This is a genomic window from Bacteroides rodentium JCM 16496 (genome assembly GCF_000614125.1).
Taxonomy (GTDB): Bacteria; Bacteroidota; Bacteroidia; order Bacteroidales; family Bacteroidaceae; genus Bacteroides; species Bacteroides rodentium.
Map to the genome: position 1 here is coordinate 57,312 of NZ_BAKJ01000022.1, position 17,264 is coordinate 74,575.

Consider the following 17,264-nt stretch of genomic DNA (forward strand, 5'->3'; position numbering starts at 1 on the left):
GTATGAAGTTCGTTAAATTTTTCTTGCAGAAGAAGTCGGTCACCATCTTGCTGCTGCTCCTGGTGCTTGCCGGAGGATTGTTCTCGTACGTCAAGATGGGCAAGCTGGAAGATGCGCCTTTCACCATCAAGCAGGCGTTGGTATTGACACCCTATCCGGGAGCTTCGCCCTCGGAAGTACAAACACAAGTAACTGATATATTGGAGGAGGCCATACAGTCGATGGGCGAACTCTATTACCTGAAGACGGAAAACCGTACGGGTCTTTCCAAAATCACCGTTTATGTAAAGAAAGAGATACGCGCCGACGAGATGCAGCAGCTTTGGGACAAGTTGCGACGGAAGGTGGGCGATGTGCAGAGCAAGCTCCCCGAGGGAGCCGGCACTTCGGTGGTCAATGACGATTTCGGTGATGTGCTTGGCGTGTTCTATGGGTTGAGCGGCGACAGTTATACGCCTCGTGAGCTGGAGGATGAGGCCAAGCTCATCAAGAACGAGCTGCTGAAAGTAAAAGATGTGGCGAAGGTAGAGATTTGCGGCGTACAGACACCTGCCATTGACGTGACTGTCAGCCCGGCGGTCATGGCGCAAAGCGGAATAATGACAGCGACATTGCCCGTGCCTTTGAAGCGCAGAACAAGGTTGTGGATGCGGGAGGGATAGACAACGGCAACAGTCGTATACGCATTGAGTCGACCGGTAACTTCTATTCGCTGGATGACATTCGCGAGTTGACAATCGTGTCGCGTACCGGAGAGCATTTCCGCCTCGCCGACATCGCCCGTATCGAAGAGAGCTACCAGACCCCTCCGGGCAACATCATGCGGATAGACGGAAGTCCGGCAGTGGGTATCGCCATCTCTACCGTTCCCACTGGCAATGTGGTGGATATGGCGAAAAACGTACAGGCTACGTTGGACCGGTTTAAAGAAACCATGCCCGCTGGCTTTGTGCTGACTTCTATCTACGACCAGGGGTACGAATCGGAAGTAGCCAATCAGGGCTTTATCCTGAACCTGATAATCTCCGTGCTCACCGTTGTTGCCATACTGCTGTTCTTTATCGGTTTAAAGAACGGTCTGCTGATTGGTAGTGGGCTGGTGTTTTCCATTTTTGCCACCTTGATTGTCATGATGGCATCCGGCATCGCTTTGCAGCGTATGTCGTTGGCTGCCATTATCATTGCGATGGGCATGCTGGTGGATAACGCTATTGTGGTGTCCGACTCGGTGCTGGTCAACATGGAGCGGGGCATGCGTAAACGTGTTGCCATCATGCGGGCTTGCTCGTCCACTGCACTTCCGCTGCTGGCTGCCACCGTGATTGCCATATTGACTTTCCTTCCTATCTATTATTCTCCGCACATCACGGGCGAGCTGCTTTCCTCCTTGGTGGTTGTCATCGGCGTGTCGCTGATGTTCAGTTGGGTGTTTGCGCTGACACAGACACCGTTCTTCATTCAGGAGTATGTGCGTCGTCCGCGTCCGGAGGAGCTGAAAGCCGGATTGTTCGATGGCAAATATTACAATATGTTCCGTAACTCCCTCCGTTGGGTGTTGCGCCACCGCTTGCCGGCGGTCGGCTTGTTGGTGGTGGTGCTGGTGCTTTCGGCATGGAGTTTCAAGTTTATCCCGAAGGTTTTTGTCCCGGCATTGGAGAAACAATATTTCACGATGGATATGTGGTTGCCTGAAGGTACGAACGTTTATGAGACAGACCGTATTGCAGGTGAAATGGCTGATTATGTACGCCGCCACGAAGAGGTGGAAATGGTTTCCAACTTTGTAGGACGTACGCCGCCTCGCTACTACCTGTCGAACATAGCCTTCGGCCCTCAGCCCAATTATGCGCAACTTCTCATCAAGTGCCACTCGTCCGGGGATGCAAGGAGCATGCACGCCTTGTTGCAGGACTCCATCCGCCAAAAGTTTCCGGAGCCGCTTATCAAGGTGAACAAGTTTGAACTTAGTCCCCTTACGGAAGCCATGATTGAAGCCCGGTTCCTTGGTCCGGATGCCGCCGTGCTCGATTCGTTGGTGAACGTGGCTACCGGAATTATGCGGCGCAACCCCAAGACGGTGGATGTACGTAACGAGTGGGGCAACATGACGCTGGTGATGCGTCCTGTGTACGACCCCGTTAAAGCCGGTGCGTTGGGCATTACCAAAGCGCAGATGATGCAGTCTGTCAAGTCTGTCAGCGACGGCTTGCCCGTAGGCGTTTATCGGGATGATGAGCGGAAAGTACCGGTGCTCCTGAAGTCGGAGAATGCCGGTATAACGGATGCCCGTTCATTGGAAAACTTCTCGGTATGGAATGGCGAGCGCTCCGCTCCGCTGTCGCAAGTGACGCAAGGCGTGGAGACCGGCTGGGAATGGCCTCAGATAAGAACCTATAACCGGCAGTTGTCCATGGCTGCCATGTGTGGCGTGCAACCGGGACATACCATGGCTGAAGTACACGGAGAGATACGGAAGGAGATTGAAGCCATGGAACTCCCCGAAGGTTATGCCTTTTTCTGGGATTCACAATACAAAGACCAGAAGGAAGGTTTGCAGGCATTGGCAAAATACTTTCCTCTGGCGTTCCTGATGCTGGTTGTGGTTCTGGTGGCATTGTTCGGCAATTTCCGGGAACCGGGTATCATTTTGTGCATACTCCCCTTGTCGCTCATCGGAGTGGCTGTCGGCATGCTGCTTACCGGATTTGATTTTGGATTCTTTCCGATTGCCGGTTGGTTGGGGCTGCTGGGCATGATTGTCAAGAATGTCATTGTGCTGTTGGACGAAATCAATGTGCAACGGCGAAGCGGTGTCAAATCTTACACGGCAATTGTCGAGGCGACCGTGTCCCGTACGCGTCCGGTACTGATGGCGGCTACCACCACTATTCTGGGAATGGTTCCGTTGCTGTTCGACATTGCTTTTAGAGGAATGGCAGCTACCATTATTTTCGGACTGACTTTCGCTACACTGTTGACTCTGTTCGTCACTCCGGCATTGTATTCATTATTTTATAAAGTAACTGAGAAATAGTCATGTTGAAGAATAACATATTACTTGCATTTTCATTGTGTGTCTCCTCCGTAGCCATAGCCCAGCAAAATCCTTTGTTAGACAAATACAGGTCGATGGCTGTTGAATACAGCCACGACTGAAGGCTGCGGATAAGAACATTGCCGCTAGTATTGAGCTGGAGAAGGCTGCGCAGAAAGAACTATACCCCAAACTGGCAGGAGGAGCCAACTTCCAATATACTGGCAACCCGTTGCAGTTGACGTTGGACCTGCCGTCAATGGGCAATCCTGCCACCTTCGAAGGAAAAGATATGAAGTACGGTGCATCCGTATCTTTGCTGCAACCTGTCTATACGGGAGGACGGTTGCTGGAAAACATACGGATGGCGCATTACCGTCACAACATGAGCGGCTTTCAGGAGGAATACATTCGCTCCGGCATTTTTCTGCAGACGGACATGCTGTACTGGAATACGGTGGCGCGGACGGAAATACTCCGCATTTCCGAAGACTATCGCAATTCGGTCGCCTCGTTGGTGCAGACCATCCGCGAACGGGTGGAAGCCGGACTGACAGACCCTCAGGACTTGCTGATGATGGAAGTAAAGTTGAACGAAGCGGAATACCAACTGCTTCAGGCGCAGAAGAATTTTGAGAACGGCCGTATGGCGCTCAACTCTTTGATAGGCGTGGAGCTTCAGGCGCAAACCGAAGTGGAAGATAGTGTGGCGGCAGTGGTTATGGATGGCTTGACTGCTGAAATGGACAACAGTGTCATTCGTCCGGAGCAGAAGATAGCCATGGAACAAATCAACATGATGGAAAGCGAAAAGAAACTGATAGACTCCAAATACAAACCGCAATTCTATATCGGTATTGATGGCAGCTATTCTTCACCGGGCTATAACTTCCGTACAGACATGGACCCGAACTATGCCGTCTATGCCAAGTTGTCTGTCCCTTTGTTTGAATGGGGAAAACGACGGAACGAGAAACGCGCCTCTGCCTTTAAGGTAGACATGGCTGTCGATAACTTGAACAAGACGACGGATGGGGTGAAGCTGGAGATACAGACCGCACGCAATTCCCTCCGGCAAGCCCTGGCGCAGGTGGATTTGACTAAGAAGTCATTGGATAAAGCTTGCGAAAACGAAGTCATGGCGCTCGACCGCTACAACGAGGGAAAGTCGTCCGTCATCGAAGTGATTGACGCGCAGACCTACCGGCAGGCGGCACAGATTAACCATGTACAAGCTAAGGTTTCGGCACAAGGTCATTATTCCGAATTGCTAAAGGCGTTAAATATGTATTAAGAAACTGTTTTTTATGGTATCTTTAGCGCATGAAATGGAATACACTCATATATACACTGCTGTTTTCGGGATTGGGAGTCTTCTCCTATTTCCTGATTGTCAATTACACGGATTTTTCGCCGCAAACGGCAGAAGTCCTGTATTCGCGCGGAGCGCTTATCTTCACAATCCTTACGTTCAACCTGCTGGGGTACTCCACGCTTCGGATGTCTGAGTGGGTGAACAGACAGTATATTCTCAGCCCTTTCAGGAAATGGAAAAGAATTATGATTTATGTGACTGTGACTTTTCTGTTTTTGCTGTTGAACTATAGTTTGTTTGTCACAGCCAAAGTTCTGGCTGACATAGAGCCTGTGTTTAGAATCTCGTACAGCGGTTGGAGTTTGTTGGTAGTCGTATGCTTGGTAGAACTGGTGGTCATCGGACTGCTGCTTGCCAACCGTACCCTGCAAGCCAACCAGTTGCTGGAACAGGAGGCGGCAAAGTTACGAATAGAGAATACGCAAGCCAAATATACTGCTTTGCAAAGCCAGTTGAATCCCCATTTCTTGTTTAATAGCTTGAATGCGCTGATTGCCGAAATAAAATACAACCCCGACAATGCCATATGCTTTACCCGGCATCTGTCGAATGTGTATAGATATGTGTTGCAATGTCAGGACAAGAATTTGGTCCCACTGAGTGAGGAACTGGAGTTCATGTATTCTTACCTGTTTCTGCACAAAGTGCGTTTGGGTGACTGCATCCACTGCGATTGCCGGATACCGGCTGAGTCTATGGAGCGCCAGATACCACCTCTTACTTTGCAATTGCTGGTGGAGAATGTGATTAAACATAATTCCATATCGCTTGGCAAACCTATGACAATCCGTATTGAAATAGAAAACGGCTATTTAGTTGTGAGTAATCCCGTCTCGCCCAAGAAGAAGGCAGACGCCTCATCGGGAATAGGACTGGAGAACCTTTCAAACCGCTGCCGGCTCATATCGGACAAAGACATTCTTGTCCGGAAGGAAACAACTGTTTTTATTGTTAAAATCCCAATTGTCGTATGAAACCATTGAATGTTATTATTATAGAAGATGAAATACCGTCAGCCCGGTTGCTGCATTCCATGGTGTCGTCACTGCGCCCGAAGTGGGAGGTGGAGATTGTATCCGGTAGTGTGGATGATGCTGTAGAATGGTTTACGTCGCATCAACAGCCCGATTTGATATTTCTCGACATACACCTTGCGGACGGCGATGCCTTCGACTTCTTGTCGGCTGTACATCCTGAGTCTGCCATTGTTTTCACAACGGCATACGACCAATATGCCATACGCGCTTTCTCTGTGAACAGCATCGACTATATCCTGAAACCGGTGGACGAGCAACATCTGTTGAATGCCATTCTCAAATATGAATCTTTTTATAACCAGGCATGGTTGCGGTCGGGGGAATACATGGAAACGCTACTCGAAGCGTTGAAGCACCCCGACAAGAAATACAGAAGCCGTTTCCTGATTTCCGGCAGTGATGAGTTCTGGTCTTTGCAGGTGGAAGACGTTGCCTACTTTTATTCGGAAGAGAAAACTACCTTTGCCGTCACATCGGGTGGACGTGAGCATATCATAGACTTGTCCTTGAACAAACTGGAGGAACAACTGAATCCGGAACAATTCTTCAGGGTAAACCGGCAGATGATTCTCAATATAGATGCCATTGACCGTGCCACTCCTTATTTGAAGGGGCGGATTAAAGTGATGGTACACCCGGCATTCAAATCAAACATCATAATAAGCGAAGGAAAGACTTCTGCATTTAAGTTATGGCTTAACTACTAAAATATCCGTTGGCGGAATTAATCAGAAAGGACCTGAAAGATGTTCGGCCCCCCCCGTTTGAAGCCTTTTTCAAACGAAGTCCGAACAGCGCTTAATTCCGCCAACGGGTTACTGAATGGATTTTTCCGCAAAAGAGCTTTCGTTAATGTATAATTATACTATCGGCCTCTAACTCCTAAGCCCGAAGGGAGATAGCTCCTTCTAACTCCCTCAAATGAAAAAGCCGTGGTGCTATAAAAACTTTTTTCTCTAATATTTTGTAGTCGAACAGATTATTTATATCTTTGCAACCGAAAACGGATGAAAGGTGGAGGGGCGATTAAGCTCCTCTTTTTTGTTCCTAATGGTTAATCTATGATAGAAAAGAAAACTGTTTGTCAGATTGTTGACGAGTGGCTGGCAGGAAAGGACTACTTCCTTGTGGAGGTGACAATCAGCCCGGATGACAAGATTTTGGTGGAAATAGACCACAAAGAAGGTGTTTGGATTGAGGACTGCGTAGAGCTGAGCCGCTACATCGAGTCCAAGTTGAACCGTGAGGATGAGGATTATGAGTTGGAAGTCGGTTCGGCCGGCATCGGACAGCCCTTCAAGGTACTGCAGCAGTACATCAACCACATCGGCAAGGAAGTGGAAGTGTTGGCAAAGGACGGTCGCAAGCTCAGCGGCGTGTTGAAGGAAGCCGACGAACAGCATTTCGTCGTGACCATTCAGAAGAAAGTGAAAGAGGAAGGTGCCAAGCGTCCCAAGCTGGTGGACGAGGACTTGACCTTTACGTATGAAGAGATAAAATACACTAAATACTTAATCAGTTTTAAATAAGACTATGGCCAAAAAAGTAGAAACTGTCAGCTTGATAGATACATTTTCGGAATTTAAGGAACTGAAGAATATCGACAGAACCACGATGGTAAGCGTACTTGAGGAGTCGTTCCGTAGTGTGATTGCGAAAATGTTCGGTACCGATGAGAATTACGACGTAATTGTAAACCCGGACAAGGGTGACTTCGAAATATGGCGTAACCGTGAGGTAGTGGCAGACGAGGATTTGGAAAACCCGAACCTGCAGATTGCATTGTCCGAAGCACAAAAGATTGATGCTTCTTATGAAGTGGGCGAGGAAGTGACGGATGAAGTTATCTTCGCGAACTTCGGTCGCCGTGCCATCTTGAACTTGCGCCAGACGTTGGCCTCCAAGATATTGGAACTGGAGAAAGATAGTATTTATAACAAATACATTGATAAGGTGGGTACCATCATCAATGCGGAAGTCTACCAGATTTGGAAGAAGGAGATGCTGCTGCTCGATGATGAAGGCAATGAACTGTTGCTGCCCAAGACCGAACAGATACCGAGTGACTTCTACCGCAAGGGCGAGACTGCCCGCGCCGTAGTGGCACGTGTGGACAACAAGAATAATAATCCGAAGATTATCCTGAGCCGTACGTCGCCCGTCTTCCTGCAACGTCTGTTTGAGATGGAAGTACCCGAAATCAATGACGGACTGATTACCATCAAGAAGATTGCCCGCATCCCCGGCGAGCGTGCCAAGATTGCCGTTGAGAGCTACGATGACCGCATTGACCGGTAGGTGCCTGCGTGGGTGTGAAGGGTAGCCGTATCCATGGTATTGTCCGCGAGCTTCGCAACGAGAATATCGACGTTATCAACTATACGTCCAATATCCAGTTGTTTATACAGCGTGCCTTGAGCCCTGCCAAGATTTCTTCCATCCGCTTGAACGAGGAAGAACGCAAGGCTGAAGTGTTCTTGAAACCCGAAGAGGTGTCGCTGGCTATCGGTAAAGGCGGTTTGAATATCAAGCTTGCCAGTATGTTGACTGAGTACACCATCGACGTGTTCCGCGAGTTGGATGAGGCTATAGAGGATGAAGACATCTACTTGGACGAATTCCGTGATGAAATAGACGGTTGGGTTATCGATGCCATCAAGGCTATCGGTATCGATACGGCTAAGGCTGTGTTGAACGCTCCCCGTGAGATGTTGATTGAGAAGACGGACCTTGAAGAAGAGACGGTGGACGAGGTATTGCGCATTTTGAAACAGGAGTTTGAAGAGGAGAATGAATGATTTACGATTTTACGATTTACGATTTACGATTAGAGTTTGATTGTAAATGTAAGTCGTTCCGCTCCGAGTATTATCAATCGTAAATCGTAAATGGTTAAATCGTAAATAGAAAAATTTGATGACGATAAGGTTAAACAAAGTAACAAGAGATTTGAATGTAGGGATTACGACGGCTGTCGAGTTTCTGCAAAAGAAGGGATTTACCGTCGAGGCAAATCCGAACACAAAAATTACGGATGAACAGTTCGAACTGCTCAAAAAGGAGTTTAGTACAGATAAGGACCTTAAGATAAAGTCGGAGCGTTTCATCCAGGAACGTCAGAGCAAGGACCGCAACAAGGCGTCCGTGTCTATTGACGGCTATAAGGAAACGCAGGAGAAAGCGAAGCCCGAGGAGATTAAGACGGTTGTTCCGGAAGACGCACGTCCGAAGTTCAAGCCGGTAGGCAAGATTGATTTGGACAAACTGAACCGTAGACCTGCTCCTGCTCAGGAAAAAGAGAAAGAAGCGGAAAAAGCGGTAGAGGAGAAGAAGGTGGAGGAACCGGCAGTTGTAGAAACGCCGCAACCGGAACCTGCTCCTGCTCCCCAACCGGAGCCACAGCTGCAACCGGAAGTACAGCCGGCATCTGAGCCCGAGCCGCAGCCCGTTTCGGAACCGCAGCCACAACCCGTTGTCAAGGAGGAGCCTGCTCCGGTTGTAGAGGCTCAACAAGAATCTAAAAAGGAAGAAATGATAGAAGCGCCTGCTCCCGCACCGGCGGCTGAAGAAGCACCGGTTGAAAAAGAGGGGAAAGAAGAAGGAGAAGAAATCTTCAAGATACATCAGCCTGAGTTTGTTTCGAAGATTAATGTCATCGGACAGATAGACTTGGCGGCCCTAAACCAATCCACACGCCCGAAGAAGAAATCGAAAGAGGAGAAACGCAAGGAGCGTGAAGAGAAGGAAAAGATTCGCCAGGATCAGAAGAAGCAGATGAAGGAAGCTATCATTAAGGAAATCCGCCGTGATGACAGCAAGTTGAAGGATACTGCTGCCGGCGATGCCAACGGCAAGAAGAAACGTGTCCGTATCAATAAGGAGAAAGTGGACATCAACAATGCTTCCAACTTCCAGCGTGGTGGCAACGACCGTGGACACGCAGGTGCCCAGCAAGGTCAGGGTGCCCGCCCGCAAGGTGGAAACCAGCCTGGTGGAAACAATGCCAATAATAACCGCAACCGCAATAAGGACCGCTTCAAGAAGCCGGTCATCAAGCAGGAGGTTAGCGAGGAAGATGTAGCAAAGCAGGTAAAGGAAACTTTGGCACGCCTCACTTCCAAAGGAAAGAACAAAGGTGCCAAGTATCGTAAGGAAAAACGTGACATGGCTTCCAGCCGTATGCAGGAATTGGAAGACATGGAAATGGCAGAAAGCAAGGTACTGAAGATTACGGAATTCGTGACGGCCAACGAGTTGGCAAGCATGATGGATGTTTCTGTTACTCAGGTCATCGCCACTTGTATGAGCATTGGTATGATGGTATCCATCAACCAGCGTCTGGATGCCGAGACCATCAACTTGGTGGCTGAGGAATTCGGCTTCAAGACAGAATATGTAAGTGCAGAAGTGGCGCAGGCCATCGTAGAGGAAGAGGATGATGAGGAAGATTTGGAACCTCGCGCTCCGATTGTAACGGTGATGGGTCACGTAGACCACGGTAAGACTTCATTGCTCGACTATATCCGTAAGGCGAATGTGATTGCCGGTGAAGCGGGTGGTATCACACAGCACATCGGTGCCTACCACGTGTCGCTGGACGACGGACGTAAGATTACATTCCTCGATACTCCGGGCCACGAGGCGTTTACCGCCATGCGTGCCCGTGGTGCCAAAGCTACGGATATTGCCATCATCATTGTGGCTGCTGACGACAACGTGATGCCGCAGACAAAGGAAGCCATCAACCATGCCATGGCTGCGGGTGTTCCTATTGTATTTGCAATCAATAAGATTGATAAACCGACTGCCAACCCCGACAAGATTAAGGAAGAGCTGGCTGCCATGAACTTCCTGGTGGAAGAGTGGGGTGGTAAGTATCAGTCGCAAGATATCTCTGCCAAAAAAGGTATCGGTGTACCCGAGTTGATGGAGAAAGTGCTGCTTGAAGCAGAAATGCTGGAGCTGAAAGCAAACCCGAACCGCCGTGCTACCGGTTCCATTATCGAGTCCTCATTGGATAAGGGGCGTGGCTATGTGGCTACGGTACTCGTTTCCAACGGTACCTTGAAGATGGGCGACATCGTGCTGGCGGGTACCAGCTACGGTAAGGTGAAGGCTATGTTCAATGAGCGTAACCAGCGCATGCAGGAGGCTGGTCCTTCTACACCTGCCCTGATATTGGGCTTGAACGGTGCACCTGCTGCTGGCGACACGTTCCACGTAATCGAAACGGAGCAGGAAGCACGCGAGATTGCCAACAAGCGCGAACAGTTGCAGCGTGAACAAGGTCTGCGTACGCAGAAGATGCTGACGCTTGACGAAGTGGGCCGCCGTCTGGCGCTGGGTGACTTCCATGAGCTGAACGTGATTGTGAAGGGTGACGTGGACGGTTCTGTGGAAGCGTTGAGCGACTCTTTAATCAAGCTGTCTACGGAGCAGGTGCAGGTAAACGTAATCCACAAGGGTGTCGGTCAGATTTCCGAATCGGATGTCTCGCTGGCTGCCGCTTCGGATGCGATTATCGTCGGTTTCCAGGTACGTCCTTCGGGTGCTGCCGCCAAGATGGCAGAGCAGGAGGGTGTGGATATCCGCAAGTACTCCGTCATCTACGATGCCATCGAAGAGGTGAAGGCTGCCATGGAAGGTATGCTGGCACCGACATTGAAGGAGCAGATAACGGCAACCATCGAGGTGCGCGAAGTGTTCAACATCACGAAGGTGGGACTGGTGGCAGGTGCCATGGTCAAGACCGGAAAGGTGAAACGCAGCGACAAGGCCCGCTTGATACGCGACGGTATCGTAATCTTTACAGGTGCCATCAATGCCCTGAAGCGCTTCAAGGACGACGTGAAGGAGGTCGGTACCAACTTCGAGTGCGGTATCAGCCTGACAAACTGCAACGACATCAAGGTGGGCGATATTATCGAATCTTACGAAGAAATAGAAGTGAAGCAAACATTATAATTGAATAATGTGCAAATATGCTAATGTGCCAATTGGCTGCGCGTACAGAAAATGCCGCAGGGCAATTGGCACATTTTGCATATTAGCTATTTGCTCATTGCCCCATTAGCACATTTGCATATTAGCACATTAGCACATTTGCACATTGATACATTAATTTTATGGCAATTATAGATATCATCATATTGGCTGTTTTCGGCTTGGGCACAATCATCGGCTTCATGAAAGGTTTTGTGAAGCAATTGGCCTCTTTGCTGGGGCTGATTGTCGGTCTGCTGGCGGCAAAGGCGTTGTATGCCTCGTTGGCAGCGAAGCTGTGCCCCACGTTGACGGACTCTATGACAGTGGCGCAAGTACTGGCATTTGTCCTCATCTGGCTGGCTGTTCCTTTGCTCTTCTCCCTGGTGGCTTCTCTGCTGACCCGGGCAATGGAGGCCGTCTCGCTGGGTTGGCTCAATCATTGGTTGGGGGCCGGTCTGGGAGCTTTGAAGTACCTCCTGCTGACGAGCCTGCTGATTGGTGTCATCGAATTTATAGACGGAGACAATACGCTGATTAGCAAAACAAAAAAGAAAGAATCAGTGTTATATTATCCTATGGAAGAGTTTGCCGGGATATTCTTTCCCGCGGCAAAGGCGGTTACGGAGCAGATTGTAAACGGAGACTTTGACTGATACCGTGAGCCGTGATTTTGTAATTCATAATTTGTAATTATAGAAGTGATGCAACAAGAAGAACCCAATAAATATGTAAAGGAACTCACTCAGGAGAAGTATAAGTACGGTTTCACGACCGACGTGCATACAGACATCATTGAGCGCGGGCTGAATGAAGATGTAGTGCGGCTTATCTCTGAGAAGAAGGGAGAACCGGAATGGTTGCTGGAGTTCCGCCTGAAGGCATATCGCCACTGGCTGACGTTGGAGATGCCTACATGGGCACATCTCCGCATTCCCGAAATAGATTATCAAGCCATATCCTACTATGCTGACCCTACGAAGAAGAAGGAGGGTCCGAAGAGTATGGATGAGGTGGACCCTGAGTTGATAAAGACTTTCAATAAGCTGGGCATTCCGCTGGAAGAGCAGATGGCGTTAAGCGGTATGGCTGTGGATGCCGTTATGGACTCGGTGTCTGTAAAGACTACCTTCAAGGAGACGCTGATGGAGAAAGGAATCATCTTCTGCTCATTCAGCGAGGCTGTACGCGAGCATCCCGACTTGGTACAGAAATATCTCGGTTCGGTGGTGCCTTATCGTGACAACTTTTTTGCGGCACTGAACTCGGCGGTGTTCTCCGACGGTTCTTTTGTCTATATCCCGAAGGGGATACGTTGTCCGATGGAGTTGTCCACCTATTTCCGCATCAATGCCCGCAATACGGGGCAGTTCGAAAGAACCTTGATTGTGGCGGATGATGATTCGTACGTTTCTTATCTGGAAGGGTGTACGGCTCCGATGCGTGACGAGAACCAGTTGCACGCGGCCATTGTGGAAATTGTGGTGCACGACCGTGCAGAAGTGAAATACAGCACCGTGCAGAACTGGTATCCCGGTGATGCCGAGGGCCGGGGTGGTGTCTATAACTTTGTGACGAAGCGTGGCCATTGTAAAGGGGTGGACAGTAAACTGTCTTGGACACAAGTGGAAACAGGCTCGGCCATTACCTGGAAGTATCCGTCTTGCATTCTTTCCGGAGACAATTCGACGGCAGAGTTCTATAGTGTGGCAGTAACCAATAACCATCAGCAGGCAGACACGGGAACAAAGATGATTCATCTGGGCAAGAATACCCGGAGTACCATTGTGAGCAAAGGTATCTCTGCCGGAAAGAGTGAGAACTCTTACCGTGGTCTGGTGCGCGTGGCACAGAAAGCGGACAATGCCCGTAATTACAGCCAGTGCGACTCCTTGTTGCTTGGCGACAAATGCGGTGCGCATACTTTCCCTTACATGGACATCCGAAACGAAACGGCCATCGTGGAGCATGAGGCCACCACCAGCAAGATTAGTGAGGACCAGATATTCTATTGTAACCAGCGCGGTATCTCTACGGAAGATGCGGTGGGGCTGATTGTGAATGGCTATGCCAAGGAAGTATTGAATAAGCTGCCGATGGAGTTTGCCGTAGAAGCGCAGAAATTGCTTGCCATTTCGCTGGAAGGAAGCGTGGGGTGATTTATTAAATAGTAAATTGTAAATAGTCAAATAGTAAATACAAAGATGTTAGAGATAAAAGACCTGCATGCCAGCATCAATGGCAAAGAAATATTGAAAGGCATCAACTTGACCATACGTGATGGAGAAGTACATGCACTGATGGGACAGAACGGTGCCGGTAAAAGTACGTTGAGTAATGTGTTGGTAGGCCATCCTGCTTACGAAGTGACGCGCGGCTCAATTACTTTTAATGGCAAGGACTTGCTTGCCATGAGTCCTGAGGACCGTGCACATGAAGGAATCTTCCTTTCTTTCCAGGCTCCGGTAGAGATTCCGGGCGTGTCGATGGTGAACTTCATGCGTGCGGCTGTGAATGAGCAACGCAAGTACCGCCATCTGCCTGCTTTGTCGGCCAGTGAGTTCCTAAAGCTGATGCGCGAGAAGCGTGCCATTGTGGAGTTGGACAACAAGCTGGCCAACCGTAGCGTGAACGAAGGTTTCAGTGGCGGTGAAAAGAAGCGTAACGAGATATTCCAGATGGCGATGTTGGAACCGACTTTTGCCATTCTGGACGAGACGGATTCCGGATTGGATGTGGATGCCCTGCGTATCGTGGCCGACGGTTTCAACAAACTCAAGACTGCGGAAACCAGTGCTATGGTCATTACCCACTACCAGCGATTGTTGGACTATATCAAACCCGATACGGTACATGTACTGCTGGGCGGACGTATCGTAAAGACCGGTGGACCGGAATTGGCGAAGGAGATTGAAACACGTGGCTTCGATTGGATAAGGAAAGAAGCAGGTGAATTATAAACTCATAATCTGAAAACATGAGTGTAGAGCAACAATACATAGACCTTTTCTCCCAAACGGAGGCGATGATATGCCGGCATAGTGCCGAGGTGCTGAATGCGCCGCGTGCCGCTGCTTTTGCCGACTTTGAGCGCTTGGGCTTTCCCACCCGTAAGGAGGAGAAATACAAATATACGGATATCAGCAAGTTCTTTGAGCCGGATTATGGCTTGAACTTGAACCGGTTGGAAATTCCGGTGAATCCTTATGAAGTGTTCAAGTGCGATGTTCCCAATATGAGCACTGCTCTTTATTTTGTGGTGAACGATGCTTTTTATGGCAGGGCTTTGCCCAAGTCCCATCTGCCTGAAGGGGTTATCTTCGGCAGCCTGAAGGAGGTGGCCGAGAAACATCCCGATTTGGTGAAGAAATATTATGGCAAGTTGGCTGATACGGCAGAGGATGGGGTGACGGCGTTCAACACCGCTTTTGCACAAGACGGCGTTCTGTTTTATGTTCCTAAGAACGTGGTGGTAGAGAAACCTATTCAGCTGGTGAATATCTTGCGTGGTGACGTCAATTTTATGGTGAACCGCCGTGTGCTGATTATTCTGGAGGAGGGCGCACAAGCCCGCTTGTTGGTGTGTGACCATGCGATGGACAGCGTGAACTTCCTGGCAACGCAGGTGATAGAAATCTTTGCCGGTGAGAATGCCACTTTCGATTTTTATGAACTTGAAGAGACACACACCAGTACGGTACGCATCAGCAATATGTATGTAAAGCAGGAAGCCAATAGCAATGTATTGCTGAATGGCATGACCCTGCACAACGGAACTACGCGGAATACAACCCGTGTGACGCTTGCCGGTGAACATGCGGAGCTGAATCTGTGCGGTATGGCCATTGCAGACAAGAATCAGCATGTGGACAATCATACGACGATCGATCATGCCGTGCCCAACTGTACCAGCAATGAGCTTTATAAGTATGTCCTTGACGAGCAGGCTGTAGGTGCCTTTGCCGGTCTGGTTTTAGTGCGCCCTGACGCACAGCACACCAGTTCGCAACAGACCAACGCAATCTTTGTGCCACCCGAGATGCACATATGTACACCCAGCCTCAGCTGGAGATTTATGCAGATGACGTGAAGTGTAGTCACGGCGCTACGGTGGGGCAGCTCGATGAAAGCGCTCTCTTCTATATGCGGCAGCGTGGCATCCCGGTGCGTGAGGCGCGCCTGCTGCTGATGTTCGCTTTTGTCAACGAAGTCATCGACACCATCCGTTTGGATGCTTTGAAAGACCGTCTGCATCTGCTGGTAGAGAAGCGTTTCCGGGGGGAACTGAACAAATGCCAGGGATGCGCCATCTGCAAGTAAAGCCGCTCCCCCGAGAGGGTGTGTCAAAACTGGTATTCACCACAGATTACACAGATTTGCACAGATAAGCATCTTTGATTATCAGTAGATTAAGTTCATTCTGTGTTAATCCGTGTAATCTGTGGTGAATTCTGACACACCCTCAGAGCGAATCAAACGGGCTTTAATACGGAATAAGAATATCATCCATAACTTATAATCCCGATTCATTATGAACAACGATATAAACAAGAGTATCCTGTCCCCCCTCCCTACGAGGGAGGGGTTGGGGGAGAGGCTTCGAGCTGATTTCCCCATCCTTTCCCGTGAGGTATATGGCAAGCCGTTGGTCTATCTGGACAACGGTGCCACTACGCAGAAGCCCCGCTGTGTGGTAGATGCTATTACGGACGAATACTATTCGGTCAATGCCAATGTGCATCGCGGGGTGCACTTCCTTTCGCAGCAGGCTACAGAGTTGCACGAGGCCTCGCGTGAGACGGTGAGACGTTTCATCAATGCCCGCAGCACGAATGAGATTGTCTTCACCCGTGGTACGACGGAGAGTATCAACCTGCTTGTCTCCAGCTTTGGTGAGGAATTTATGCAGGAGGGGGATGAGGTGATTCTTTCTGTGATGGAACACCATAGTAACATTGTTCCCTGGCAGCTGCTTGCCGCCAAGCGTGGAATTGCCATCAAGGTGATTCCGATGAATGACAAGGGCGAACTCCTGTTGGACGAATATAGGCAGTTGTTCTCCGAGCGTACCAGAATTGTCAGTGTGGCACATGTTTCCAATGTGCTGGGTACGGTCAATCCCGTCAAGGAGATGATTGCTTTTGCCCATGAGCAGGGCGTTCCGGTGCTTGTGGACGGTGCTCAGTCCATTCCCCACATGCCGGTGGATGTGCAGGACCTGGATGCCGATTTCTTCGTTTTCTCCGCTCACAAGGTGTATGGTCCTACGGGGGTAGGGGTGCTTTATGGTAAAGAGGAGTGGCTGGATAGGATACCTCCCTATCAGGGCGGTGGGAGATGATTCAGCATGTATCTTTTGAGAAAACTACTTTCAACGAACTGCCCTTCAAGTTCGAAGCCGGTACGCCGGATTATATCGGTACTACCGGACTTGCCAAAGCTTTGGACTACGTTTCGCTGGTTGGGATGGACAAGATTGCCGCCTATGAACGCGAATTGACCCAGTATGCCATGCAACGGCTGAAAGAGATTCCCGGTATGCGTATCTTCGGCGAGGCAGAAGACAAGGGTAGTGTCATATCGTTTCTGGTAGGTGATATCCATCATTTCGATATGGGTACATTGCTCGACCGTCTTGGCATTGCCGTACGCACGGGACATCACTGTGCCCAACCATTGATGCAGCGTCTTGGCATCGAAGGAACGGTGCGTGCATCTTTCGGACTTTACAATACCCGGGAGGAGATAGATGTGCTGGTGGCAGGTATAGTTCGCGTCAGCCGGATGTTCTGACCAAAGCAAAGCTTTGCAACCTTTCTTTCATTCCTTGCGTCTT

The 17,264-nt window shown here is 49.6% G+C and carries 7 protein-coding genes and 5 pseudogenes; all 12 read left to right on the plus strand.

Going from position 1 to position 17,264, the window contains the following annotated elements; genetic code table 11:
• Positions 1-2 precede the first annotated feature (2 nt).
• The 12 genes and pseudogenes from JCM16496_RS11340 (at position 3) to JCM16496_RS11395 (ending at position 17,221) form a co-directional block, all read left to right on the plus strand.
• Positions 3-3,034: pseudogene (locus JCM16496_RS11340) on the plus strand (efflux RND transporter permease subunit).
• Between the two features lie 2 nt (positions 3,035-3,036).
• A pseudogene (locus tag JCM16496_RS11345) lies at positions 3,037-4,328 on the plus strand (TolC family protein).
• Between the two features lie 29 nt (positions 4,329-4,357).
• On the plus strand, positions 4,358-5,383 hold the full coding sequence (locus JCM16496_RS11350) for a sensor histidine kinase (protein ID WP_025834381.1): 1,026 nt from the start codon (positions 4,358-4,360) through the stop codon (positions 5,381-5,383).
• The gene (locus JCM16496_RS11355; RefSeq protein WP_025834383.1) at positions 5,380-6,153 is read left to right on the plus strand and encodes a LytR/AlgR family response regulator transcription factor; all 774 of its coding nucleotides are present in this window, start codon (positions 5,380-5,382) and stop codon (positions 6,151-6,153) included. The genes JCM16496_RS11350 and JCM16496_RS11355 overlap by 4 nt, the downstream gene beginning before the upstream one ends.
• Positions 6,154-6,507: 354 nt before the next feature.
• Positions 6,508-6,975, plus strand: coding sequence for a ribosome assembly cofactor RimP (gene rimP, locus JCM16496_RS11360; RefSeq protein WP_005824352.1), 468 nt, complete (start codon positions 6,508-6,510; stop codon positions 6,973-6,975).
• A gap of 4 nt (positions 6,976-6,979) precedes the next feature.
• Positions 6,980-8,244 (plus strand): annotated as a pseudogene (gene nusA, locus JCM16496_RS11365) (transcription termination factor NusA).
• Between the two features lie 118 nt (positions 8,245-8,362).
• Positions 8,363-11,410 carry a translation initiation factor IF-2 gene (infB, locus tag JCM16496_RS11370; protein ID WP_025834387.1) on the plus strand — a complete coding sequence of 1,016 codons (3,048 nt, stop codon included), beginning with the start codon at positions 8,363-8,365 and terminating at the stop codon, positions 11,408-11,410.
• Between the two features lie 161 nt (positions 11,411-11,571).
• Positions 11,572-12,084 carry a CvpA family protein gene (locus JCM16496_RS11375; RefSeq protein ID WP_025834389.1) on the plus strand — a complete coding sequence of 171 codons (513 nt, stop codon included), beginning with the start codon at positions 11,572-11,574 and terminating at the stop codon, positions 12,082-12,084.
• A gap of 48 nt (positions 12,085-12,132) precedes the next feature.
• Positions 12,133-13,587: a Fe-S cluster assembly protein SufB gene (sufB, locus tag JCM16496_RS11380; RefSeq protein WP_025834391.1), complete on the plus strand. Its 1,455-nt coding sequence runs from the start codon at positions 12,133-12,135 to the stop codon at positions 13,585-13,587.
• 45 nt (positions 13,588-13,632) lie between these two features.
• Positions 13,633-14,388, plus strand: a complete 756-nt coding sequence (sufC, locus tag JCM16496_RS11385) for a Fe-S cluster assembly ATPase SufC (protein ID WP_005824362.1) — start codon at positions 13,633-13,635, stop codon at positions 14,386-14,388.
• Between the two features lie 17 nt (positions 14,389-14,405).
• Positions 14,406-15,748: pseudogene (sufD, locus tag JCM16496_RS11390) on the plus strand (Fe-S cluster assembly protein SufD).
• A gap of 211 nt (positions 15,749-15,959) precedes the next feature.
• Positions 15,960-17,221: pseudogene (locus JCM16496_RS11395) on the plus strand (cysteine desulfurase).
• Positions 17,222-17,264: the final 43 nt, after the last annotated feature.